This is a genomic window from Pseudomonas sp. ADAK7 (assembly GCF_012935675.1).
GTDB lineage: Bacteria > Pseudomonadota > Gammaproteobacteria > Pseudomonadales > Pseudomonadaceae > Aquipseudomonas.
On sequence record NZ_CP052861.1, the window covers coordinates 4,773,811 to 4,792,340 of the forward strand.

General features: G+C 60.9%; 17 protein-coding genes. 6 read left to right on the forward strand and 11 right to left on the reverse strand.

Translation table 11 applies throughout. The features are described from left to right. Nucleotides 1–3: 3 nt before the first annotated feature. The 4 genes from lpoB to HKK53_RS21900 form a co-directional block, all read right to left on the reverse strand. The gene (gene lpoB / locus HKK53_RS21885) at nucleotides 4–591 is read right to left on the reverse strand and encodes a penicillin-binding protein activator LpoB (RefSeq protein ID WP_169372545.1); all 588 of its coding nucleotides are present in this window, start codon (nucleotides 589–591) and stop codon (nucleotides 4–6) included. 37 nt (nucleotides 592–628) lie between these two features. Beyond that, complete coding sequence (locus HKK53_RS21890) at nucleotides 629–1,000, reverse strand: YcfL family protein (RefSeq protein ID WP_017341417.1); 372 nt, start codon at nucleotides 998–1,000, stop codon at nucleotides 629–631. A gap of 15 nt (nucleotides 1,001–1,015) precedes the next feature. Beyond that, nucleotides 1,016–2,410: a COG3014 family protein gene (locus tag HKK53_RS21895; protein WP_169372546.1), complete on the reverse strand. Its 1,395-nt coding sequence runs from the start codon at nucleotides 2,408–2,410 to the stop codon at nucleotides 1,016–1,018. Between the two features lie 204 nt (nucleotides 2,411–2,614). Further along, complete coding sequence (locus HKK53_RS21900) at nucleotides 2,615–4,015, reverse strand: COG3014 family protein (RefSeq protein WP_169372547.1); 1,401 nt, start codon at nucleotides 4,013–4,015, stop codon at nucleotides 2,615–2,617. Between the two features lie 153 nt (nucleotides 4,016–4,168). Between HKK53_RS21900 and HKK53_RS21905 the strand changes: the two genes are divergently transcribed. Further along, the gene (locus tag HKK53_RS21905) at nucleotides 4,169–6,067 is read left to right on the forward strand and encodes an FTR1 family protein (RefSeq protein ID WP_169372548.1); all 1,899 of its coding nucleotides are present in this window, start codon (nucleotides 4,169–4,171) and stop codon (nucleotides 6,065–6,067) included. 123 nt (nucleotides 6,068–6,190) lie between these two features. After that, complete coding sequence (locus tag HKK53_RS21910; RefSeq protein WP_169372549.1) at nucleotides 6,191–6,640, forward strand: YaiI/YqxD family protein; 450 nt, start codon at nucleotides 6,191–6,193, stop codon at nucleotides 6,638–6,640. 112 nt (nucleotides 6,641–6,752) lie between these two features. On the opposite strand, the gene elbB is transcribed toward HKK53_RS21910, so the two are convergent. Then, a complete protein-coding gene (gene elbB / locus HKK53_RS21915) occupies nucleotides 6,753–7,421 on the reverse strand; it encodes an isoprenoid biosynthesis glyoxalase ElbB (protein ID WP_169372550.1) in 669 nt (222 codons plus the stop codon). A gap of 115 nt (nucleotides 7,422–7,536) precedes the next feature. On the opposite strand from elbB, the gene HKK53_RS21920 reads away from it, so the two are divergent. Beyond that, nucleotides 7,537–8,772, forward strand: coding sequence for a sterol desaturase family protein (locus HKK53_RS21920; RefSeq protein WP_169372551.1), 1,236 nt, complete (start codon nucleotides 7,537–7,539; stop codon nucleotides 8,770–8,772). Here HKK53_RS21920 and HKK53_RS21925 read toward each other — a convergent pair. After that, nucleotides 8,753–9,385 carry a DedA family protein gene (locus HKK53_RS21925; protein WP_169372552.1) on the reverse strand — a complete coding sequence of 211 codons (633 nt, stop codon included), beginning with the start codon at nucleotides 9,383–9,385 and terminating at the stop codon, nucleotides 8,753–8,755. The genes HKK53_RS21920 and HKK53_RS21925 overlap by 20 nt on opposite strands. A 208-nt stretch (nucleotides 9,386–9,593) precedes the next feature. On the opposite strand from HKK53_RS21925, the gene hemB reads away from it, so the two are divergent. Together hemB and ppk1 are read left to right on the forward strand one after the other, a co-directional pair. After that, complete coding sequence (gene hemB, locus HKK53_RS21930) at nucleotides 9,594–10,607, forward strand: porphobilinogen synthase (RefSeq protein WP_169372553.1); 1,014 nt, start codon at nucleotides 9,594–9,596, stop codon at nucleotides 10,605–10,607. A gap of 19 nt (nucleotides 10,608–10,626) precedes the next feature. Next, nucleotides 10,627–12,852, forward strand: a complete 2,226-nt coding sequence (gene ppk1 / locus HKK53_RS21935) for a polyphosphate kinase 1 (protein ID WP_169372554.1) — start codon at nucleotides 10,627–10,629, stop codon at nucleotides 12,850–12,852. 141 nt (nucleotides 12,853–12,993) lie between these two features. On the opposite strand, the gene ppx is transcribed toward ppk1, so the two are convergent. The 5 genes from ppx to HKK53_RS21960 form a co-directional block, all read right to left on the reverse strand. Continuing rightward, nucleotides 12,994–14,496, reverse strand: coding sequence for an exopolyphosphatase (ppx, locus tag HKK53_RS21940; protein WP_169372555.1), 1,503 nt, complete (start codon nucleotides 14,494–14,496; stop codon nucleotides 12,994–12,996). Between the two features lie 204 nt (nucleotides 14,497–14,700). Then, entirely contained in the window at nucleotides 14,701–15,438 is a 738-nt protein-coding gene (locus tag HKK53_RS21945; RefSeq protein WP_169372556.1) for an amino acid ABC transporter ATP-binding protein, read from the reverse strand. Then, nucleotides 15,425–16,075 (reverse strand): amino acid ABC transporter permease, encoded by a 651-nt coding sequence (locus tag HKK53_RS21950; RefSeq protein ID WP_169372557.1) that lies wholly within the window; start codon nucleotides 16,073–16,075, stop codon nucleotides 15,425–15,427. Before HKK53_RS21950 ends, HKK53_RS21945 begins: the two co-directional genes overlap by 14 nt. Next, the gene (locus tag HKK53_RS21955; RefSeq protein ID WP_169372558.1) at nucleotides 16,072–16,740 is read right to left on the reverse strand and encodes an amino acid ABC transporter permease; all 669 of its coding nucleotides are present in this window, start codon (nucleotides 16,738–16,740) and stop codon (nucleotides 16,072–16,074) included. The genes HKK53_RS21950 and HKK53_RS21955 overlap by 4 nt, the downstream gene beginning before the upstream one ends. A gap of 22 nt (nucleotides 16,741–16,762) precedes the next feature. Further along, nucleotides 16,763–17,548: a transporter substrate-binding domain-containing protein gene (locus HKK53_RS21960; protein ID WP_169372559.1), complete on the reverse strand. Its 786-nt coding sequence runs from the start codon at nucleotides 17,546–17,548 to the stop codon at nucleotides 16,763–16,765. Between the two features lie 256 nt (nucleotides 17,549–17,804). Here HKK53_RS21960 and HKK53_RS21965 point away from each other — a divergent pair, with 256 nt between their 5' ends. After that, nucleotides 17,805–18,512 (forward strand): FadR/GntR family transcriptional regulator, encoded by a 708-nt coding sequence (locus tag HKK53_RS21965; RefSeq protein WP_169372560.1) that lies wholly within the window; start codon nucleotides 17,805–17,807, stop codon nucleotides 18,510–18,512. Nucleotides 18,513–18,530: the final 18 nt, after the last annotated feature.

Genomic DNA, 18,530 nt, shown 5'->3' on the forward strand with positions numbered 1-18,530 from the left:
TGATTAACGCTCCGTGGTTTTGCGGATCTCTTTTTCGTCCATCCACTCGGCCAGACCGCTTTCAACGTCGATCAATTGCAGGCTGAATTTGTAGAAGACGTCCTTGTAGTCGCTGCTGCGCTTGACGATCGAGCTGATCGAACCTTCGATGCGGTACTTGGCGGCAATCATGTTGCCGGTCTTGGCCACGGTGCTTTTCTTGTACAGGCCGCTCTGGTTTTGCAGCTTGAGCTGGTCAACCTGGCTCTGCATCGCGTTGTTGTCGCTGGCGAAACGCGCGACACCGGTTTTCATCAGTTGGGTCTTGATGCTGGTGGTGATTTCGCGGGTATCGATGTACTCGCTGGTCTTGTTCTTCACGTCGTAGACCTGAACCACCGGGCGACCCTGCATGATGCCGGACTGGGCCAGGGAGCGGGTCATGGACTCGGCGATCATCTGCAGGTCGGTGGAACCGAACTCGTTGGTTACGGTTTCCACAGCCTTGGTGTCACCGTAGCTGATGTTCTTGCTGCCCAGGGTAGGCGAAGTGTTGGCGCAGCCGCTGGCCAGGAGGGCGAGAACGGCGATGAACGAAAAGCGTGCAAACATGGGAATGCTCTCTAGAACTGAACGAATAGGGTCGGGTTTAAGGCGTCTTGATTTCGAGACGGAAATCCACGGCTTTGGCAGTCGGCGCGATGGCCTGGATGAAACTGGTCTGCTCGCCGTACATCATCTGGCTTTTCCAGGTTTCTTCTTCCGCTATCGGGAAACCTTCAGGGCCGAGCCAGGCAAAGCGGTAATAGAAGGTCTTGTTGTTGAAGCTGGTGTTGCTCAGCTGCACATTGACCGTCATGAAGCCGTTTTCCCGGGCCACGCGCATGGCGCCGACCACGATGTTCTTCAGCTTGCCCATGGCCACGACTTTACTGGCGGCGCTGCCGGGCTCCGGTGGTGGCGGGGTGGCGCACCCGGCCAGCAAGGCCAGGGCGACGACAGCGATGAGTTTGAAGCGCATGCAAAGACTCCGTTCTTAAGGTTGTTTGAAGCTGGCCACGGCGGTCGGATTGGCACTGGTGATCACGTGCGCGGCCAAGCCGCTGGCGAATACCTGATTGCCCACGGCGCGCAGGGTGATGACCTGATAGCGCTGATCCACGGTGACCTTGACCACCGAGCCGCCCACGACGCTCGGAAGAGTGACTTGGTGCTCGCCTTTCTTCAAGCGCAGACGCACCACTTGGGTGTTGTCCGGCAGGGTGCGCCACGTACGGGTATCGGCACCTTCGAGCACAGCTGAAGAAATACCGACTGCCAGACCGGCCAGCGGATTGGTTTCGTTGATCTTCTTCTGCGCCACGCCTTTGGTCACCGCACGCACGGTGGTGCGCAGGATGATGCCCGGCATGTCGTCACGCAGGGCGCGGCGGGACATGGCGGTGGTGCTGTTGAGCTGGGTCAGGTTCAGTTGCTGTCCGTCGACGCCGATCTGGGCGAAAGGCGCGGTCGAGGTGTCCGGCTTGATGATCGGGAACGACAATGGGGTGATCACGAGCTGGTTGCTGATCGGCAATGGCAGCGGAATGCGGATCGAATCCCGGGACGGCGCCAGGCCGCTTTGCACGACGATCAGGATGTCGCTGTCGTCAGTCTTGGCCGGCTTGTCGAGGTTGACCAGCGCCTGTTCCAGCAGCGGGGTGTTCGGGCGCAATTCGACAGCCTTGCGATAACCCGGCGCGGCGAGGTCTTTTTCACCCAGGGCTTCGTAGACGAAACCGGCCAGGTAATGGCTGAACGCACTCTGGTAGCTGTTTTTCAGGCTGACCACGTCCGGCGCATCGAGGCTGGCGACCGGGTAACCCTGCAGGTCTTTGTACTGAGTCTTGATGCCTTCTTTCTCGGCCTCGTCTTCGCTCTTGAGGTATTCCTTGTCCCGCAGCTCGGCGATCACCGCTTCACGTTCGTGGGTCTTTTTGATCGACATGCGCGCGCCGTCGAAGTCGTTCACCGCCAGCAGGTTCAGCGCCATCTGCGTGGTCAGCATGACTTTTTCGTAGTCGTAGCCTTCGTAGCGACGCACCTTGTCGTTGACCAGAAAGCTGCCGAACTGTGCCAGGTACTTGTCGGTATCGAGCTTGACCGAGTCTTCCCACTTGCCCACCACTTGATCGGCGCTGGTCCAGGCGTTCTGGCTGCCGGACAGGTCGCCCTTGGCGCGCAGCAGTTCACCTTTCTCGAAGTAATAGAGCAGGTCTTTGTCGGCGCTGGTGTTGTTCTTTTCCAGCAGGGTCAACGCGGCATCGACGTTGCCGGAGGCCAGTTGCTGGTTGGTTTGTGCCAGCTCGGAGTCGTAGTTGCGAAAGGCCGAACAGCCGGAGAGCAAGGTGACCGCACTGAGTGCGATCGAGGTAAGGGCGCGAGAGGCCATAGGGGGTACTTCTTCCCTGAGTAAGCAGCCGCACGTGCTGGTCGGGCTGTTGGGACCTATCGGCAGGGAGACTGGCGTCCTGCCAATTCCTCAAACAAGAGGAGCTTAAATGCCACGTCGCGGTTGCGAGGGCGCGGCATTATAAGCTTGGATGATGGCTATGTAATGGCTTTTTAGTTGCATATTTTCACAAGATGCCACTATTTATTTCAGACCGGATACCACGGTGTTCTCAGGCGTTAGGGACGCTTCGAAAGCCACTCCATGACTATAAATCCGCCCGCCCAGCGCATGCAGACCGATGACCTGATGATTCTGATCGATGCGGATTTTCAGCGGCGCGGCGCCCGGAGCGTTGGGCAGGCTGATCAAGTGTTCGCCTTTTTTCAGGCGCAGACGCGCCACTTGGGTGATGTTGGGCAAGGTACGCCAGGTTCGGGTGTCCGCGTGCTCAAAGCCGTCGTGCTGCGTCACGTAAGAGGCTTTGCTCGGGTCGCGTCGGTTGTCGGTACCCTGAACGTCGGCCGCCAGGAAGGCGCGATACGCGGTGCGCTGAATGATGCCGGGCATGTCGTCGCGCAATGTCCGCAGCGACATGTCAGTGATGCTGTTAACCAGGAGCAACGGCTGTTTGCGACCGTCGACGGTCATCTGGGTGAATGCCGGGGTCGATGTGTCGGGAACCATCACTGGAAACGAGACGTTGGCGACGATGACCTGGCCGTCTTGCAGGCGCACCGGATAAGGCACCCGAACCGAACTGCGCGCCGGCGCCAGGCCGCTTTGAACAATGATCAACACATCGCTTTCATTGCCTTGGGTGGCGGGTTTGTCGAGTTCGCGTAATGCCTGTTGAAAGAAGGGCAGGTCGGGTCGCAGCTCGATGGCCTGGCGATAACCGGGTGCGGCGAGGTCCCGCTCACCCAGCGCTTCATAGGTAAACCCGGCCAGATAGTGGCTGAACGCGCTCTGATAGCCGTTCTTCAGTGCGATGACAGAGGGCGCGTCGAGGGTGGCCACGGGGTAGCCCTGAAGATCCTTGTAGTGCACACGAACGCCCGAAGCCTTGGCTTGCTCCTCGACGTGCTCGTATTGTTTTTCCCACTGGCGAGCGATCAGTGCTTCGCGTTCGTGGGTTTTCTTGATGTCGGCGCGGGCACCATCGAAGTCATTGACGGCCAACTGGTTCAAGGCCATTTGCGTGGTCAGCATGACTTTTTCATAGTCGTAGCCATCGTAGCGGCGCAGTTTGTCATTGATGATGCTGCCCCAATGATCGCCCATCGCGGACAGGAGTTGAGTGCCGGTGGATTCAACGGTGTCCTGGCGCTGAATGACCATTTGCTCCGCGCTGCGCCAGGCCACCTGACTTTGCGGCAGCTCACCGGCGGCACTCAGGACGGCACCTTTTTCGAAGTAGTAGAGCAGGTCCCGATCTTCTGACGGGTTGTGCAGTTCCAGCAATTGGAGAGCGCCCTGCGGATTCCCGGCTTTCAACTGGTCAGTCGTTTGCGCCAGTTCCAGGTCGTAGTTGCGGTAGGCGGCGCAACCGGTCAGTTGCAGGGCGATGCTGAGGAGCAGCGAGAAACAAAGGCGTGGGTGCATGGACGATCATTCTTCCCTGAATAGAAACCGCGAGGAGGTGGCAATTCGCCGCTAAATGTACACGTCGTTGCGCCCGAAATACCAACAAAGCTTGAGTGAAAGGCATTGGAAGTGAACAATGTGTTACTTCGTATTTCCCCTTGAGATTCATTCATGACTGCCTCCTCCCGTTTTCTGGCGTGGCTAGTGCTGCCGGTGATCGCGCTTTGCAGCTTCAATGCGCTGGCCGACACCGCCGAAGGCGCCCCCAAAGCGTTGCATTTACTCGATTACATTGGCGCCGACTACCCGGCGACGGTCGAGGCCGGCAAGGTCATTGATGAGTCTGAATACCGTGAACAGCAGGAGTTTCTGGCTGTTCTGAAAGGTTTGATCGCTGAATTGCCGGCCAAGCCCGAGCGTGCCGAACTGGAGCAGGGCGTCAACAACCTGCGAACCGCCATCGCTGCACGCAAGGACGGCGCCGACGTTGCCCGTCAGGCCCGGCAGCTTGGGGCGAAACTGGCGGTGGCGTATGAAGTCAGCCAAGCCCCGGTGATCACCCCGGACCCGACTCGCGGCGCGCCGCTGTACGCCCAGCAATGCTCGGTGTGCCACGGTGATGCGGGTGCCGGTGACGGCCCGGCAGGCGTTGGCATGACACCGCCGCCGGCCAATCTGCGCGATGCGGCGCGACTTGATCGCCTGAGTCTGTATGCGATCTACAACACCTTGGGCCAAGGCGTCGAAGGCACTGACATGCCGTCCTTCGCCGATCAGTTGGATGACCGTCAGCGCTGGGACCTGGCGACCTATATCGCCGGCTTCAGCGCCGATCCGGCCGCAGCAAAATCGGAAAAGACCTACAACATCGCCGACCTCGCGCGTCAGACCCCGGCCGAAGTGCTGGCCGCCGAAGGCCCACAAGCCGTGGCGACCTTCCGTGCACAACGGGCGCAACCGCCGCAGGTCAAGCGTGGCCCGGCGCAATTGCTCGACTACACCGCGGCGACTCTGGACAAAAGCATCGCCGCTTACCGTACCGGTGAGCACGATCAGGCCTACGACCTGTCGGTGGCAGCGTACCTGGAAGGCTTCGAACTGGTCGAAAGCTCCCTGGACAACGTCGACGCCAACGTGCGCAAAGACACTGAAAAATCCCTGATGGCGTACCGTCAGTCGTTGCAGGACGGCTTGCCGGTGACTCAGGTGGAGCAGCGTCTGGACGCGGCCAAGGCCAAGTTGAAGGAATCCGCCGGTCTGCTGGGCAGCGATGGCTTGAGTTGGTCCCTGAGCTACATCTCCGGCCTGTTGATCCTGCTGCGCGAAGGCCTGGAAGCGATTCTGGTGCTGGCGGCGATCCTCGCGTTCCTGCGCAACACCGGTCAGCAATCGGCGGTGCGCAGCGTCAACGTTGGCTGGGGCTTGGCATTGGTGGCCGGTTTGGCGACCTGGGCGTTGGCGGCGTATGTGATCGATGTCAGCGGCGCCCAGCGTGAACTGCTGGAAGGCTGCACCGCGCTGTTTGCCAGCGTCATGGTGCTGTGGCTGGGCGTGTGGATGCATGACCGTCGTCACGCGGCGGCCTGGCAGGATTACATCAAGAGCAGCCTGGTGGGCGGCGGCGGGCGTTTCGGTTTTGCGATCCTCGCGTTCTTCTCGGTGTATCGCGAACTGTTCGAGGTGATCCTGTTCTACGAAACCCTGTGGTTGCAGGCCGGTCCTGCCGGGCACAACGCGGTGTTGGCCGGCGGTGCCACGGCGCTGGTGCTGTTGGTCGGCCTGGCCTGGGTAATCCTGCGCGGTTCGGCGAAACTGCCGCTGGCGCTGTTCTTCGGTATCAACGCCGGGTTGTTGTGCGCGTTGTCGGTGGTGTTTGCCGGGCATGGCGTGAAGGCGTTGCAGGAAGCCGGGATCTTCGGCACCCGGCCGGTGCCGTTCTTTGACTTCGACTGGCTGGGGATCCACGCTGATTTGTATTCGTTGGGTGCGCAGGCAGTGGCGATCATTGCGATCATCGTGCTGTATAGCCGCAGTCGCCTGGCCGAGAAGCGGCGGGTGCAAACGTCTTAAGTCCGCGTCGTCCCCATTCGCGGGCAAGCCTCGCTCCTACAGAATTCGCGCACCATTTGCGGTCGCGTATAACCTGTAGGAGCGAGGCTTGCCCGCGAAGCTTTTAAAAAGAGGAAAAACACAATGCGTGTGTGGATCGATGCCGACGCCTGCCCAAGGGCAGCGAAGGATCTGGTGGTGAAATTCGCCCTTAAGCGCCAGTACGAAGTGGTGCTCGTGGCCGGTCAGCCGCAGATCAAGCCGGGCCTGGCGCTGGTGAAGCTGATCGTGGTGCCCAGCGGCCCGGATGCGGCCGACGATTACCTGGTGGAGCACGCGGTGCCCGGTGAGCTGGTGATTTGCAGCGATGTACCGTTGGCTGATCGCCTGGTGAAGAAGGGCGTTGCGGCGCTGGACCCGCGGGGCAAAGAGTTCGATGCGCAGAACATGGGCGACAGGTTGGCGGTGCGTAACCTGTTCACCGATTTGCGCGAGCAGGGCCAGATGAGCGGAGGGCCTGCGCCGTTTGGCGAGCGGGAGAAGCAGGCGTTTGCCAATGCGCTGGACCGGATTCTCACTCGGCTGACCCGTTGATCGTTCCCACGCTCCGCGTGGGAATGCAGCCCGGGACGCTCCGCGTCCCATCTAGAGCCGAACGCGGAGCGTCCGTTGAGGCATTCCCACGCAGAGCATGGGAACGATCGTGTCAGGCGTCGTTTTCGTGAGTCAGCTCTAAAACCCGATCCACCAATTTGTTAATCCCCGAAGCCGCCTCGCTGATCGACTGCGCCAGCATATACGCCGGTGTACTCACCAACTTGCGCGCCTTGTCCTCGACAATATCGCCCACGGCGCAATCGGCGTGGGTCGCGCCCATCTTGTTCATCGCCGCCGCCGTCTCCGCATCGTTACCGATGGTGCAGGTCACGCCCGGGCCGTAGATCTTCGCCGCCAGCGCCGGCGAGATACAGATCAGTCCCACCGGTTTACCCGCTTCGGCAAAGGCTTCGGCCAACGCGAGGACTTCCGGTTGCACCGTGCAGCCAGCGCCTTCCACGGCAAAATTGGACAGGTTCTTCGCCGCGCCGAAACCGCCGGGCACGATCAGCGCATCGAAGTCTTCGACGCTGGCCTCGCGCAGGTCCTTGATCTTGCCCCGGGCAATGCGCGCCGATTCCACCAGCACGTTGCGCGACTCGGGCATTTCTTCGCCCGTCAGGTGGTTGATCACATGCAACTGCGCGATGTTCGGCGCAAAGCACTGCACCTGGGCACCACGCTGGTCCAGGCGCAGCAGGGTGATCACGCTTTCGTGGATCTCGGCGCCGTCGTACACGCCACAGCCGGAAAGGATCACTGCAATTTTTTTGCTCATGGGCTTTTCTCCAGATTCATGGCGTTAAATGTCCACTAATTTGTCGCTCGTTGCCATAGGGTTAATTCGCGGCTACACCTAGGATCTGTCATCACGATTCCGTTCAGGACGCGTCATGAACTTCATTCTGTATGCGGTGCCGTTTTTCTTTGTGTTGATTGCTGTCGAACTGCTTGCAGACCGTTGGCGCGGGGTCAGCAATTATCGCTTGGCTGACGCGATCAACAGCATCAGCACCGGCGTGTTGTCCACCACCACCGGCCTGCTGACCAAGGGCGTGGGCTTGCTGACGTATGCGTTTGCCCTGGAGCATCTGGCGCTGTTCAAACTCTCGGGCGACAGCGTCTGGGTTTGGGTATTCGCCTTCGTCCTTTATGACTTCTGCTACTACTGGCTGCACCGCATGGGCCATGAGCGCAACATCCTCTGGGCCGCGCATTCGGTGCATCACCAGAGCGAGGACTACAACCTCTCCACCGCGTTGCGCCAGACCAGCACCGGGTTTCTCCTGGGCTGGATTTTCTACCTGCCCCTGGCCGTGCTCGGCGTGCCGCTGCTGGTGTTTGTCAGCGTCGCGGCACTGAACCTGCTGTATCAATTCTGGGTGCACACCAAACACATTCCCAAGCTCGGCTGGTTCGAGTGGTTCTTCGTTACGCCATCCAATCATCGGGCCCACCATGCACAGAACGCTCTCTACATGGATCGCAACTACGGCGGGGTGTTCATTATTTGGGATCGTCTATTTGGCTCGTTCCAGGAAGAAGACGACAACGAGCCAGTGATTTTCGGCGTGACCACGCCGTTGGCGAGCTGGAATCCGCTGTGGGCCAACCTGCAGTTTTATGCGCAATTGTGGGATGACGCGAAGCGGGCCGAAAGCCAGTGGGACAAGCTGCGGATCTGGTTTATGCGCACCGGTTGGCGCCCGGCGGACGTGGCGGCCAAGTACCCGATAAGCAAACCGGACCTGAGTCAGTTCCGCAAATTCGAAGTGCCGCTGGACGGGCTCCAGCAGCTGTATGTGGCGTTGCAGTTCGGCGTCTACATCGCCTTGGGCAGCTACTTGATGAATCTGGAACAGAGCCTGCCGACCGCCGCGCTGGTGCTCGGCTGGAGTGCGATCGCGCTGGGTTTGTTTACCTTGGGCGTGGCCCTGGAGAATCGCCCGTGGGCGTGGAAGCTGGAGCTGCTGCGGCTGGCATCGAACCTGCCGCTGGTGTGGCTGGCGCCGCTGGTCGGGCTGTGGCCGGCCAGCGCGGTGGGCTGGGTCGGCCTGCTCAGTTACAGCTTGCTCAGTGGAATCGGTCTCTACTGTTGTAGAAACCGCTTCACTCGACTGGCGTCTTAGGCTCGCTGGTCCGGGCTTGTTCGGCTTTCAGCGCTTGCTCGTCGGCGTAGATCTTCTTCGCCAGGCGAGCATTCTTGAAACGCCGACGCAGCCACAGGCCCAAGCCCAGCACCAGCAGCGCGCCAAGTACCCACAGCTCGTACTTCTTGACGCTGCCGAGCATGCCTTCCAGCACCGCGCCGAAGTGATAGGCCGCCGCTGCCAGGGCGCTGGCCCAGATCGCGGCACCAATCCCGTTCAACAACAGGTAACGTCCCGGCGGATAGCCCGACAGGCCGATCGCCACCGGCATGACCGTGCGCAGGCCGTAGACAAAACGGAAGCTCAGGACCCAGATGTCCGGGTGCTTGCGGATGTGTTCCAGCGCCCGGTCACCCATCAATTGCCAGCGCGGTTTGCGTGCCAGTAATTTGCGGCCGTGCTTGCGCCCCAGGAAGTACCACAGCTGATCGCCGGCATAACTGCCGAAGAACGCCACGACGACGACCAGGTTGATGTCCATGTATCCGCGAAACGCGAGGAAGCCCGCGAGCACCAGGATGGTTTCGCCTTCGAAGAACGTGCCGAGAAAAAGGGCAAAGTAGCCGAAGTCATGCAGGAATTGTTGGAGCATTGTCTGGGTGCTGGCGAAATGAACGCGCAGCCTAACCCTTCGTGCACATTCATGAAAGTGTCCAAATGTGTCTCGACGTGAACAATTCCTACACGGACAATGGAATGCGGCTACGTGTCACGGGGTTAAGCACAACTGTCATCTGTTCGTCATAATGGCCGCTTATAACTGTCACGCTCGCCTGCCAGCGCGGGCTCAGGAGTCTGCCGTGAGCTTTACCCCCGCCAACCGTTTGTTTCCTGCAACCCGCCTGCGTCGCAACCGTCGTGATGATTTTTCGCGTCGACTGGTCCGTGAAAACGTTCTGACCGTTGATGACCTGATCCTGCCGGTGTTCGTGCTGGACGGTGAAAACCGTCGCGAAGCGGTGGCGTCGATGCCGGGCGTGGAACGCCTGACCATCGATCTGTTGCTCGAAGAAGCGGCGAAGTGGGTCGAGTTGGGGATTCCGGCGGTGGCGCTGTTCCCGGTCACGCCGCCAGAATTGAAGTCGCTGGATGCCGCCGAAGCCTGGAACCCGGACGGCATCGCCCAGCGTGCTACGCGCGCCCTGCGTGATCGCTTCCCTGAATTGGGTGTGATCACCGACGTCGCCCTCGACCCGTTCACCACTCACGGCCAGGACGGTATCCTCGACGAGGAAGGCTACGTGCAGAACGACATCACCGTCGACGCGCTGGTCAAGCAAGCCTTGTCCCACGCCGCAGCCGGTGCCCAGGTAGTGGCCCCGTCGGACATGATGGACGGCCGCATCCAGGCGATCCGCGAAGCCCTTGAGCTGGCCGATCACGTCAATGTGCGGATCATGGCCTACTCGGCGAAGTACGCCAGCGCCTATTACGGCCCGTTCCGCGATGCGGTCGGTTCGGCGCTGAACCTGGGTAAGGCCAACAAGGCCTCCTATCAGATGGACCCGGCCAACGGCAACGAAGCCCTGCACGAAGTGGCGGCGGACTTGTCAGAAGGCGCGGATATGGTCATGGTCAAGCCAGGCATGCCGTATCTGGACATCCTTTACCGGGTCAAAGAAGAATTCAAAGTGCCGACGTTTGTTTACCAAGTCAGCGGCGAATACGCCATGCACATGGCGGCAATCCAGAATGGCTGGTTGAGCGAAGGGGTTATTCTCGAATCCCTGACCGCTTTTAAACGTGCAGGCGCAGATGGCATCCTGACTTACTTTGCCGTACGCGCCGCCCAATTGTTACGAGAGCAAAAATAAGCCCTCCCAGGAACATTCCATGAATACCGAAGGACTCACTGAAGTTGCCGTAAAAGAGGCTCAACCCGTGGTGGAGCAAATCGACGAAACCCCGCCGGATGTGGAGCCCGCTCCCGCCGCGGTGGTGACCGAGCCCGCTGTCGCGGTGCCGGCGGCGATTGCCATTCCCGGCCTGGATGACAGCAGCCTGTACATCCATCGCGAGCTCTCGCAACTGCAGTTCAACATCCGCGTGCTGGAACAGGCGCTGGATGAGTCCTACCCGTTGCTGGAGCGGCTGAAATTCCTGCTGATCTTCTCCAGCAACCTGGACGAGTTCTTCGAGATTCGCGTAGCCGGCCTGAAGAAGCAGATCACCTTCGCTCGGGAACAGGCGGGCGCCGATGGCCTGCAACCGCATCAGGCTCTGGCCCGGATCAGCGAGCTGGTACACGGTCACGTCGACCGCCAGTACGCAATCCTCAACGACATTCTGTTGCCGGAACTGGAAAAACATCAGGTCCGCTTCATCCGTCGTCGGCACTGGACGACCAAGATCAAAACCTGGGTGCGCCGTTATTTCCGCGACGAGATCGCGCCGATCATCACCCCGATCGGCCTCGACCCGACGCACCCGTTCCCGTTGCTGGTGAACAAGAGCCTGAACTTCATCGTCGAGCTCGAAGGCATCGACGCCTTCGGTCGCGACTCCGGCCTGGCGATCATCCCGGCGCCGCGTCTGCTGCCGCGAGTGATCAAGGTGCCGGAAGAAGTCGGCGGCTCGGGCGACAACTATGTATTCCTGTCGTCGATGATCCACGCCCACGCCGATGACCTGTTCCAGGGCATGAAGGTCAAGGGCTGCTACCAGTTCCGCCTGACCCGAAACGCCGACCTGGCGGTTGATACCGAAGACGTGGAAGACCTGGCCCGCGCCCTGCGCGGCGAGTTGTTCTCCCGTCGCTACGGCGATGCGGTACGTCTGGAAGTGGCCGACACCTGCCCGAAACACCTGTCCGACTACTTGCTCAAGCAGTTCAACCTGCACGAGACCGAGTTGTATCAGGTCAATGGTCCGGTCAACCTGACTCGCCTGTTCAGCATCACCGGCCTGGACAGCCAGCGCGCGCTGCAATACCTGCCGTTCACCCCGCAAATCCCGAAACTGCTGCAGAACAGCGAGAACATCTTCAGCGTGATCAGCAAGCAGGACATCCTGCTGCTGCACCCGTTCGAGTCGTTCACGCCAGTGGTCGACCTGCTGCGCCAAGCTGCCAAGGACCCGCACGTATTGGCGGTCCGCCAGACCCTGTACCGTTCCGGCGCCAACTCGGAAATCGTTGATGCACTGGTCGACGCGGCGCGTAACGGCAAGGAAGTCACTGCGGTGATCGAATTGCGCGCGCGCTTCGACGAAGAGTCCAACCTGCAACTGGCCAGCCGCCTGCAAGCGGCCGGCGCGGTGGTGATTTATGGCGTGGTCGGCTTCAAGACCCACGCCAAGATGATGCTGATCCTGCGTCGCGAGGCTGGTGAAATCGTCCGCTACGCGCACTTGGGCACCGGCAACTACCACGCGGCCAACGCCCGTCTGTACACCGACTACAGCCTGCTGACTTCCGACGACGCGTTGTGCGAAGACGTCGGCAAACTGTTCAGCCAGTTGATCGGCATGGGCAAGACCCTGCGCATGAAGAAGCTGCTGCACGCGCCGTTCACGTTGAAGAAGGGCATGCTCGACATGATTGCCCGCGAAACCCAGTTCGCCCTCGACGGCAAACCAGCGCACATCATCGCCAAGTTCAACTCGCTGACCGATCCGAAGATCATCCGCGCGCTGTACAAGGCCAGTCAGTCGGGTGTGCGCATTGATCTGGTGGTGCGCGGCATGTGCTGCCTGCGGCCGGGCATCGCCGGGGTCTCGCACAACATCCATGTGCGCTCGATCATCGGGCGTTTCCTGGAACACACCCGGGTTTTCTACTTCCTCAACGGCGGCGAAGAGCAGATGTTCCTCTCCAGCGCCGACTGGATGGAGCGCAACCTCGACAAGCGCGTCGAGACTTGCTTCCCGGTGGAAGGCAAGAAGCTGATCATGCGGGTCAAGAAAGAGCTGGAGCTGTATCTCACCGATAACACCCACAGCTGGAGCCTGCAGTCGGACGGTCGCTACATCCGCAACACCCCGACCGGCAACCAGAACCCGCGCAGTGCCCAGGCGACATTGCTGGAGCGGTTGGGCAGTCCGATACTCGCCGTTCGCTAAACGCGGACGTCGGGCAATAAAAATGGCGATCCTCAGGGATCGCCATTTTTGTTTCCGCCTCCGTCCCCTGTAGGAGCACAGCGCCCGCAAGATCGCCATCGCGGGCAAGCCTTGCTCCTACGGGACCGTGTTCGGCGGGTGTTAGCGCACGTTAAGCGTGAAGCCAACCCGCGTCAGCCATTCCGCTTCCAGGGCAAAATCCGCCTGGGTCAGCTGGTTTTCGTCCAGCCAGTTTTCCGGGAATAACACATCGAGGCTGTCGCTGTTGGCGCGCAGCACGACCTGGGGCATTTCCTGGGTACCGCGGATGTGGTGGAACAGGATCGCAAAGCGCAGCAGCACGCACAGGCGAATCAGCTTGCTGCCATCACTGCCGAAATCGGCAAACTTGTCCTTGGGGATATTACGGCGGTGACCGCGCACCAGCAGGGCGAGCATTTGCTGGTCTTCGCGGGAGAACCCGGCGAGGTCCGAGTGCTCGATCAGGTAGGCGCCGTGCTTGTGGTAGTGATAGTGGGCGATGTCCAGGCCCACTTCATGAACCTTGGCCGCCCAGCCCAGCAATTCGCGCCAGACGCCGTCGTCCAGGTTCCAGTCTTCGGCCACCTGATCGAAGGCATGCAAGGCTTTGCGCTCAACCCGCGCCGCTTGTTCCAGATCGACGTGGTAACGCTCCATCAGCGAGCTGAGGGTGCGCTCACGGACGTCTTCGTGATGATGACGGCCCAGCAGGTCGTAGAGCACGCCTTCACGCAGGGCGCCTTCACAGTGATCCATGCGTTGCAGTTCGAGGGCGTCGAAGATCGCTTCGAGAATCGCCAGGCCCGCGGGGAAGATCGCCCGGCGGTCAGGCTTGATGCCTTCGAAGTCGATTTTTTCGGCGTCGCCGAGTTTGAACAGTTTGCGCTTGAGCCAGGCCAGGCCTTCGGCATTCACTTCGCCGGTGCCATGGCCGCCGGCCTTCAACGCCAGGCCGATGGCGCGGATGGTGCCCGAGGAGCCGATGGCTTCATCCCAGGTCAGGCGGTGCAGGGCGTGTTCGATGCTCATGATCTCCAGCCGTGCCGCGGTGTACGCCTGGGCGTAACGGGCTGGGGTGACCTTGCCGTCCTTGAAGTAGCGCTGGGTGTAGCTGACGCAACCCATTTGCAGGCTTTCGCGCAGTAGCGGCTCGAAGCGCTGGCCAATGATGAATTCGGTACTGCCGCCGCCGATGTCGGCCACCAGGCGCTTGCCCGGGGTGTCGGCGAGGGTGTGGGAGACGCCGAGGTAGATCAGGCGCGCTTCTTCACGGCCGGAGATGACTTCCACCGGGTGGCCGAGGATTTCTTCGGCGCGGCGGATGAATTCGCCACGGTTGCGGGCTTCACGCAGGGCGTTGGTGCCGACGATCCGCACGGCGCCGGGCGGCATGCCGTTGATCAGTTGGGCGAAGCGCTTGAGGCAATCGAGCCCGCGTTGCATGGATTCTTCGTTGAGCTGACGCTCATCGTTGATGCCGGCGGCCAGTTGGACCTTTTCGCCGAGGCGCTCAAGAATACGGATTTCGCCGTTCTGGGCCTTGGCCACGACCATGTGAAAGCTGTTGGAGCCCAGGTCGATTGCGGCGATCAGGGACAGATTCTTGGCTTGGGATTGCGGCATGGTCAGGGGGTCTCGGTCGATAACCTCGACATCGTGCCACGATCAAACGCTGACGCCAACGCGTACGGCGCAAAGCCTTGATCCAGAGCACCCAGCCCGATCGCTCCCCCGCTCCGCGTAGGAATGCCTCAAGGGACGCTCTGCATTCCCATGGGACGCGGAGCGTCCCGGGCAGCATTCCCACGCGGAGCGTGGGAACGATCGTCAGCCAGCCGCCTCAACCGTGCCGATAAAATTCGCCAACTCCGCCGTCTGCGGATTGGCGAACAACACCTTCGGATCCCCCACCTCATGCACCTTGCCCTGGTGCATGAACACCAACTTATCCCCAACCTCCCGGGCGAAGCGCATTTCGTGGGTGACCATGATCAGCGTCATGCCTTCCCTGGCCAATTGCCGGACCACGCTCAGCACTTCGTTGACCAGTTCCGGGTCCAGCGCCGAGGTGATTTCGTCGCACAGCAATACCTTGGGCGACATCGCCAGGGCCCGGGCGATCGCCACGCGTTGTTGCTGGCCGCCGGACAGTCGATCCGGAAAGGCATCGAACTTCTCGCCCAATCCAACCCGTTCCAGCATCTCCTTTGCCAGTTCTCTGGCTTTCGCCTTGGGCACTTTCTGCACTACTTGCGGCGCGAGCATCACGTTTTCGCCAACCGTCAGGTGCGGGAACAGGTTGAACTGCTGGAACACCATCCCGACCTTCTGCCGCAAGCTGCGCAGGTCGGCGCGGGCGGCGTCGAGGTATTCGCCGTCGACTTCGATCACGCCATCATTAATCGACTCCAGACCATTCAAAGTACGCAGCAAAGTGGATTTGCCCGAGCCGCTGCGACCGATGATCGCCACCACCTGACCTTCCTCGACGCTCAGATCGATGCCTTTGAGCACGTGGTGGTCGCCGTAATATTTATGCAGGGCCGAAATTCTAAGCAGAGGCATGCAGTCTCCTTTCCAGGTAGCGCGCACTGAGGGACAAGGGGTAGCAGAGCAAAAAGTAACCAAGGGCGACGAGGCCGTAGACCATGAACGGTTCAAACGTGGCGTTGGCGAGCATGCCGCCGGTCTTGGTCAGTTCGGTGAAGCCGATGATCGAAGTGACGGCGGTGCCTTTGACGACTTGCACCGAGAAACCCACGGTGGGCGCCACGGCGATGCGCAAGGCTTGCGGCAGAATCACGTAGCGCAATTGCTCCAGCGGGTTGAGCGCCAGGCTCGACGAAGCTTCCCACTGGCCGTTTGGGATCGAATCGACGCAACCGCGCCAAATCTCCGCCAGATAGGCGCTGGTGAACAGCGTCAACGCCACCGCCGCCGCCATCCACGGTGAAATCTCCACCCCGGCCAACGCCACGCCGAAGAACACCAGGAACAGCTGCATCAACAGCGGCGTGCCCTGGAACAGCTCGATGTAGGTGCGGGCGAAGCTACGGGGGAAGCTCTTTTTCGAAATGCGCATGACCATGATCAGCAAGCCGATCACGCCACCACCGATAAACGCCACCAGCGACAGCGCCAAGGTCCATTGCAGGCCGGTGAGTAGATTGCGCACCACGTCCCAGAAGGTGAAGTCGCTCATTGGCTGCTCCTTGCAATGTAGCGACGGCCAATCCAGTTCAGCAGTTGGCGGATCATCAGCGCCATGCACAGGTAGATCAGCGTGGTCAGGGCGTAGGTTTCAAAGGCGCGGAAGTTGCGCGACTGAATGAAGTTGGCGGCGAAGCTCAGCTCTTCGGTAGCGATCTGCGAGCACACCGCCGAGCCGAGCATGACGATGATGATCTGGCTGCTCAGCGCCGGCCAGACCTTGCCCAGCGCCGGCAGCAGGACCACGTGACGGAAGGCTTCGAAACGGCTCATCGCCAACGCGGCGGCGGCTTCCAACTGTCCGCGGGGAATCGCCTGGATGCCGGCGCGGATGATCTCGGTCGAATAAGCGCCGAGGTTGATAACCATCGCCAGCACCGCCGCCTGCCATTCGGAAATCTGCACGCCGAGCGACGGCAGGCCGAAGAAAATGAAAAACAACTGCACCAGGAACGGCGTGTTGCGGATCAATTCGACGTAGACGCCGAAGATCGCCGAGAACGGGCGGATGTTCCACGCCCGCACCAACGCCCCGACGATGCCCAGGCCGACGCCGAACACCGCGCCGATGGCCGTCAGTTCCAGGGTGAACAGCGCACCGCGCAGCAACAGGTCGGTGTTTTGCACCACCGGTAGAAAATCGAACTGGTAAGCCATGGGTCAGTCTCCTGCGCGGCGATCAGAGATCGGCCGGCAGCGGTTCTTTCAGCCAGGTCAGGGCGTTCTTTTCCAGCGAACCGTCGGTCTTGGCGGTGGCGATGATCTGGTTGACCTTGTCCAACAGCGCCGTTTCGTTCTTGTTCACGCCGACGTACACCGGCGAATCCTTGAGCTTCACTTTCAGCGCCGGCACGCGTTTCGGGTTTTTCTCACTGATCGCCACCATCACCACGTTGCCGCTGGCAATCAGGTCGACCTGGCCGGCGAGGTAGGCGGCGATGGTCGAGTTGTTGTCTTCGAAGCGCTTGATGGTCACGCCTTCGGGGGCGACTTTGGTCAGTTCGATGTCTTCGATGGCGCCACGGGTGACGCTGATGGTTTTGCCCTTGAGGTCGTCCAGGGTTTTGATCGCCGCGTCTGGCGGGCCGAACACGGCGAGGTAGAACGGTGCGTAAGCGCTGGAGAAATCGATGACTTTCTCGCGCTCAGGGTTCTTGCCAAGGCTGGAAATCACCAGGTCGACCTTGCCGGTGGTCAGGAACGGAATGCGGTTGGTGCTGTTGACCGGGGTCAGTTCGAGTTTGACCTTGAGCTGGTCGGCCAGCAGCTTGGCGGTGTCGATATCCAGGCCACGGGGTTTCATGTCCGGGCCGACCGAGCCGAACGGCGGGAAGTCCTGGGGCACGGCGACCTTGAGGGTGCCGCGCTTGACCACATCCTCCAGACCGTCGGCGTGGGCGGGTGCCTGGCTCAGCATCAGGCTGGCAAACAGGGCGGCGAGGAGGGCGCTGTAACGCTGGGTCATGGCAAATCTCCGAATCGGCGAGAAGTGATTTCTGCGGTTCGACAGAGCACGGGGCATGCCAACATCGGCTTTTGCAGGTGGCAGGCCGCGGTTTTGCTGGTTTTGGTCGGTCTTACTGGTCTGAACAGTCAGCTGCGGTTTCGCACCTCGATAGCGCATCGCCGTTGATCGCCGAACCCCGCTGGGGCACGACTTGCCGGGCGCGGCGAATAGCTTTACAACTAGCCGCTCATTGGCCTGGTTCGTCTGAAAAACCATGAACTCGATCTCTCGCGCCGTACCTGAAGTGGCGCTGCAAGCCATCCGCAAGCTGATTACCGAACAAGGCTTCGGGGCAGGGGATGCCTTGCCCTCGCAGCGGGACCTGGCGGTGCAGTTGGGGGTTAGCCGGGCGTCGTTGCGTGAGGCGTTGTCATCGCTGAGTGCGTTGGGCGTGATCAGCATCCAGCCGGGCAAGGGTGTTTTCGTGCAGGCGCCGGTGGAGTTGCCGCGAGGTGATGCAGCGGCGAGTTGGCCGTTCGCGGCCCAGGCGTCGCCGCTGGATATCTTCCAGTTGCGTTACGCTCTGGAAGGATTCGCGGCGGGGCTGGCAGCCGTGACGTTAAGCACTTTTGAGCTCGATGCCCTGGAAGACAATGTGGCCGCCATGCGCACTGAGCTCAAGGCCGGCGACTTCGACGCCGCGGCACGGCTGGACTTCGAGTTTCACCGACGCATCCTGCTGGCCAGCGGTAATCAGGCAATGTTGAGTATCCTGACCGCCAGCGCCGACATCTTTCTGGAGAGCCAGAAGCTACCGTTCATCCGGGCGGAGCGGGCCATGGAAACCTGGCAGGAACACCGCAAAATCCTCCGCGCACTGGCGCGCCGGGCGTCCGGGGCGGCACAGAAGGCGATGCAGGAACATGTACGCAATGCCGCACTGCGCACCGGAATTGCCTTCGTCGCTCCCGCCACCTCGTGACTTGAGCTATACCCAAAC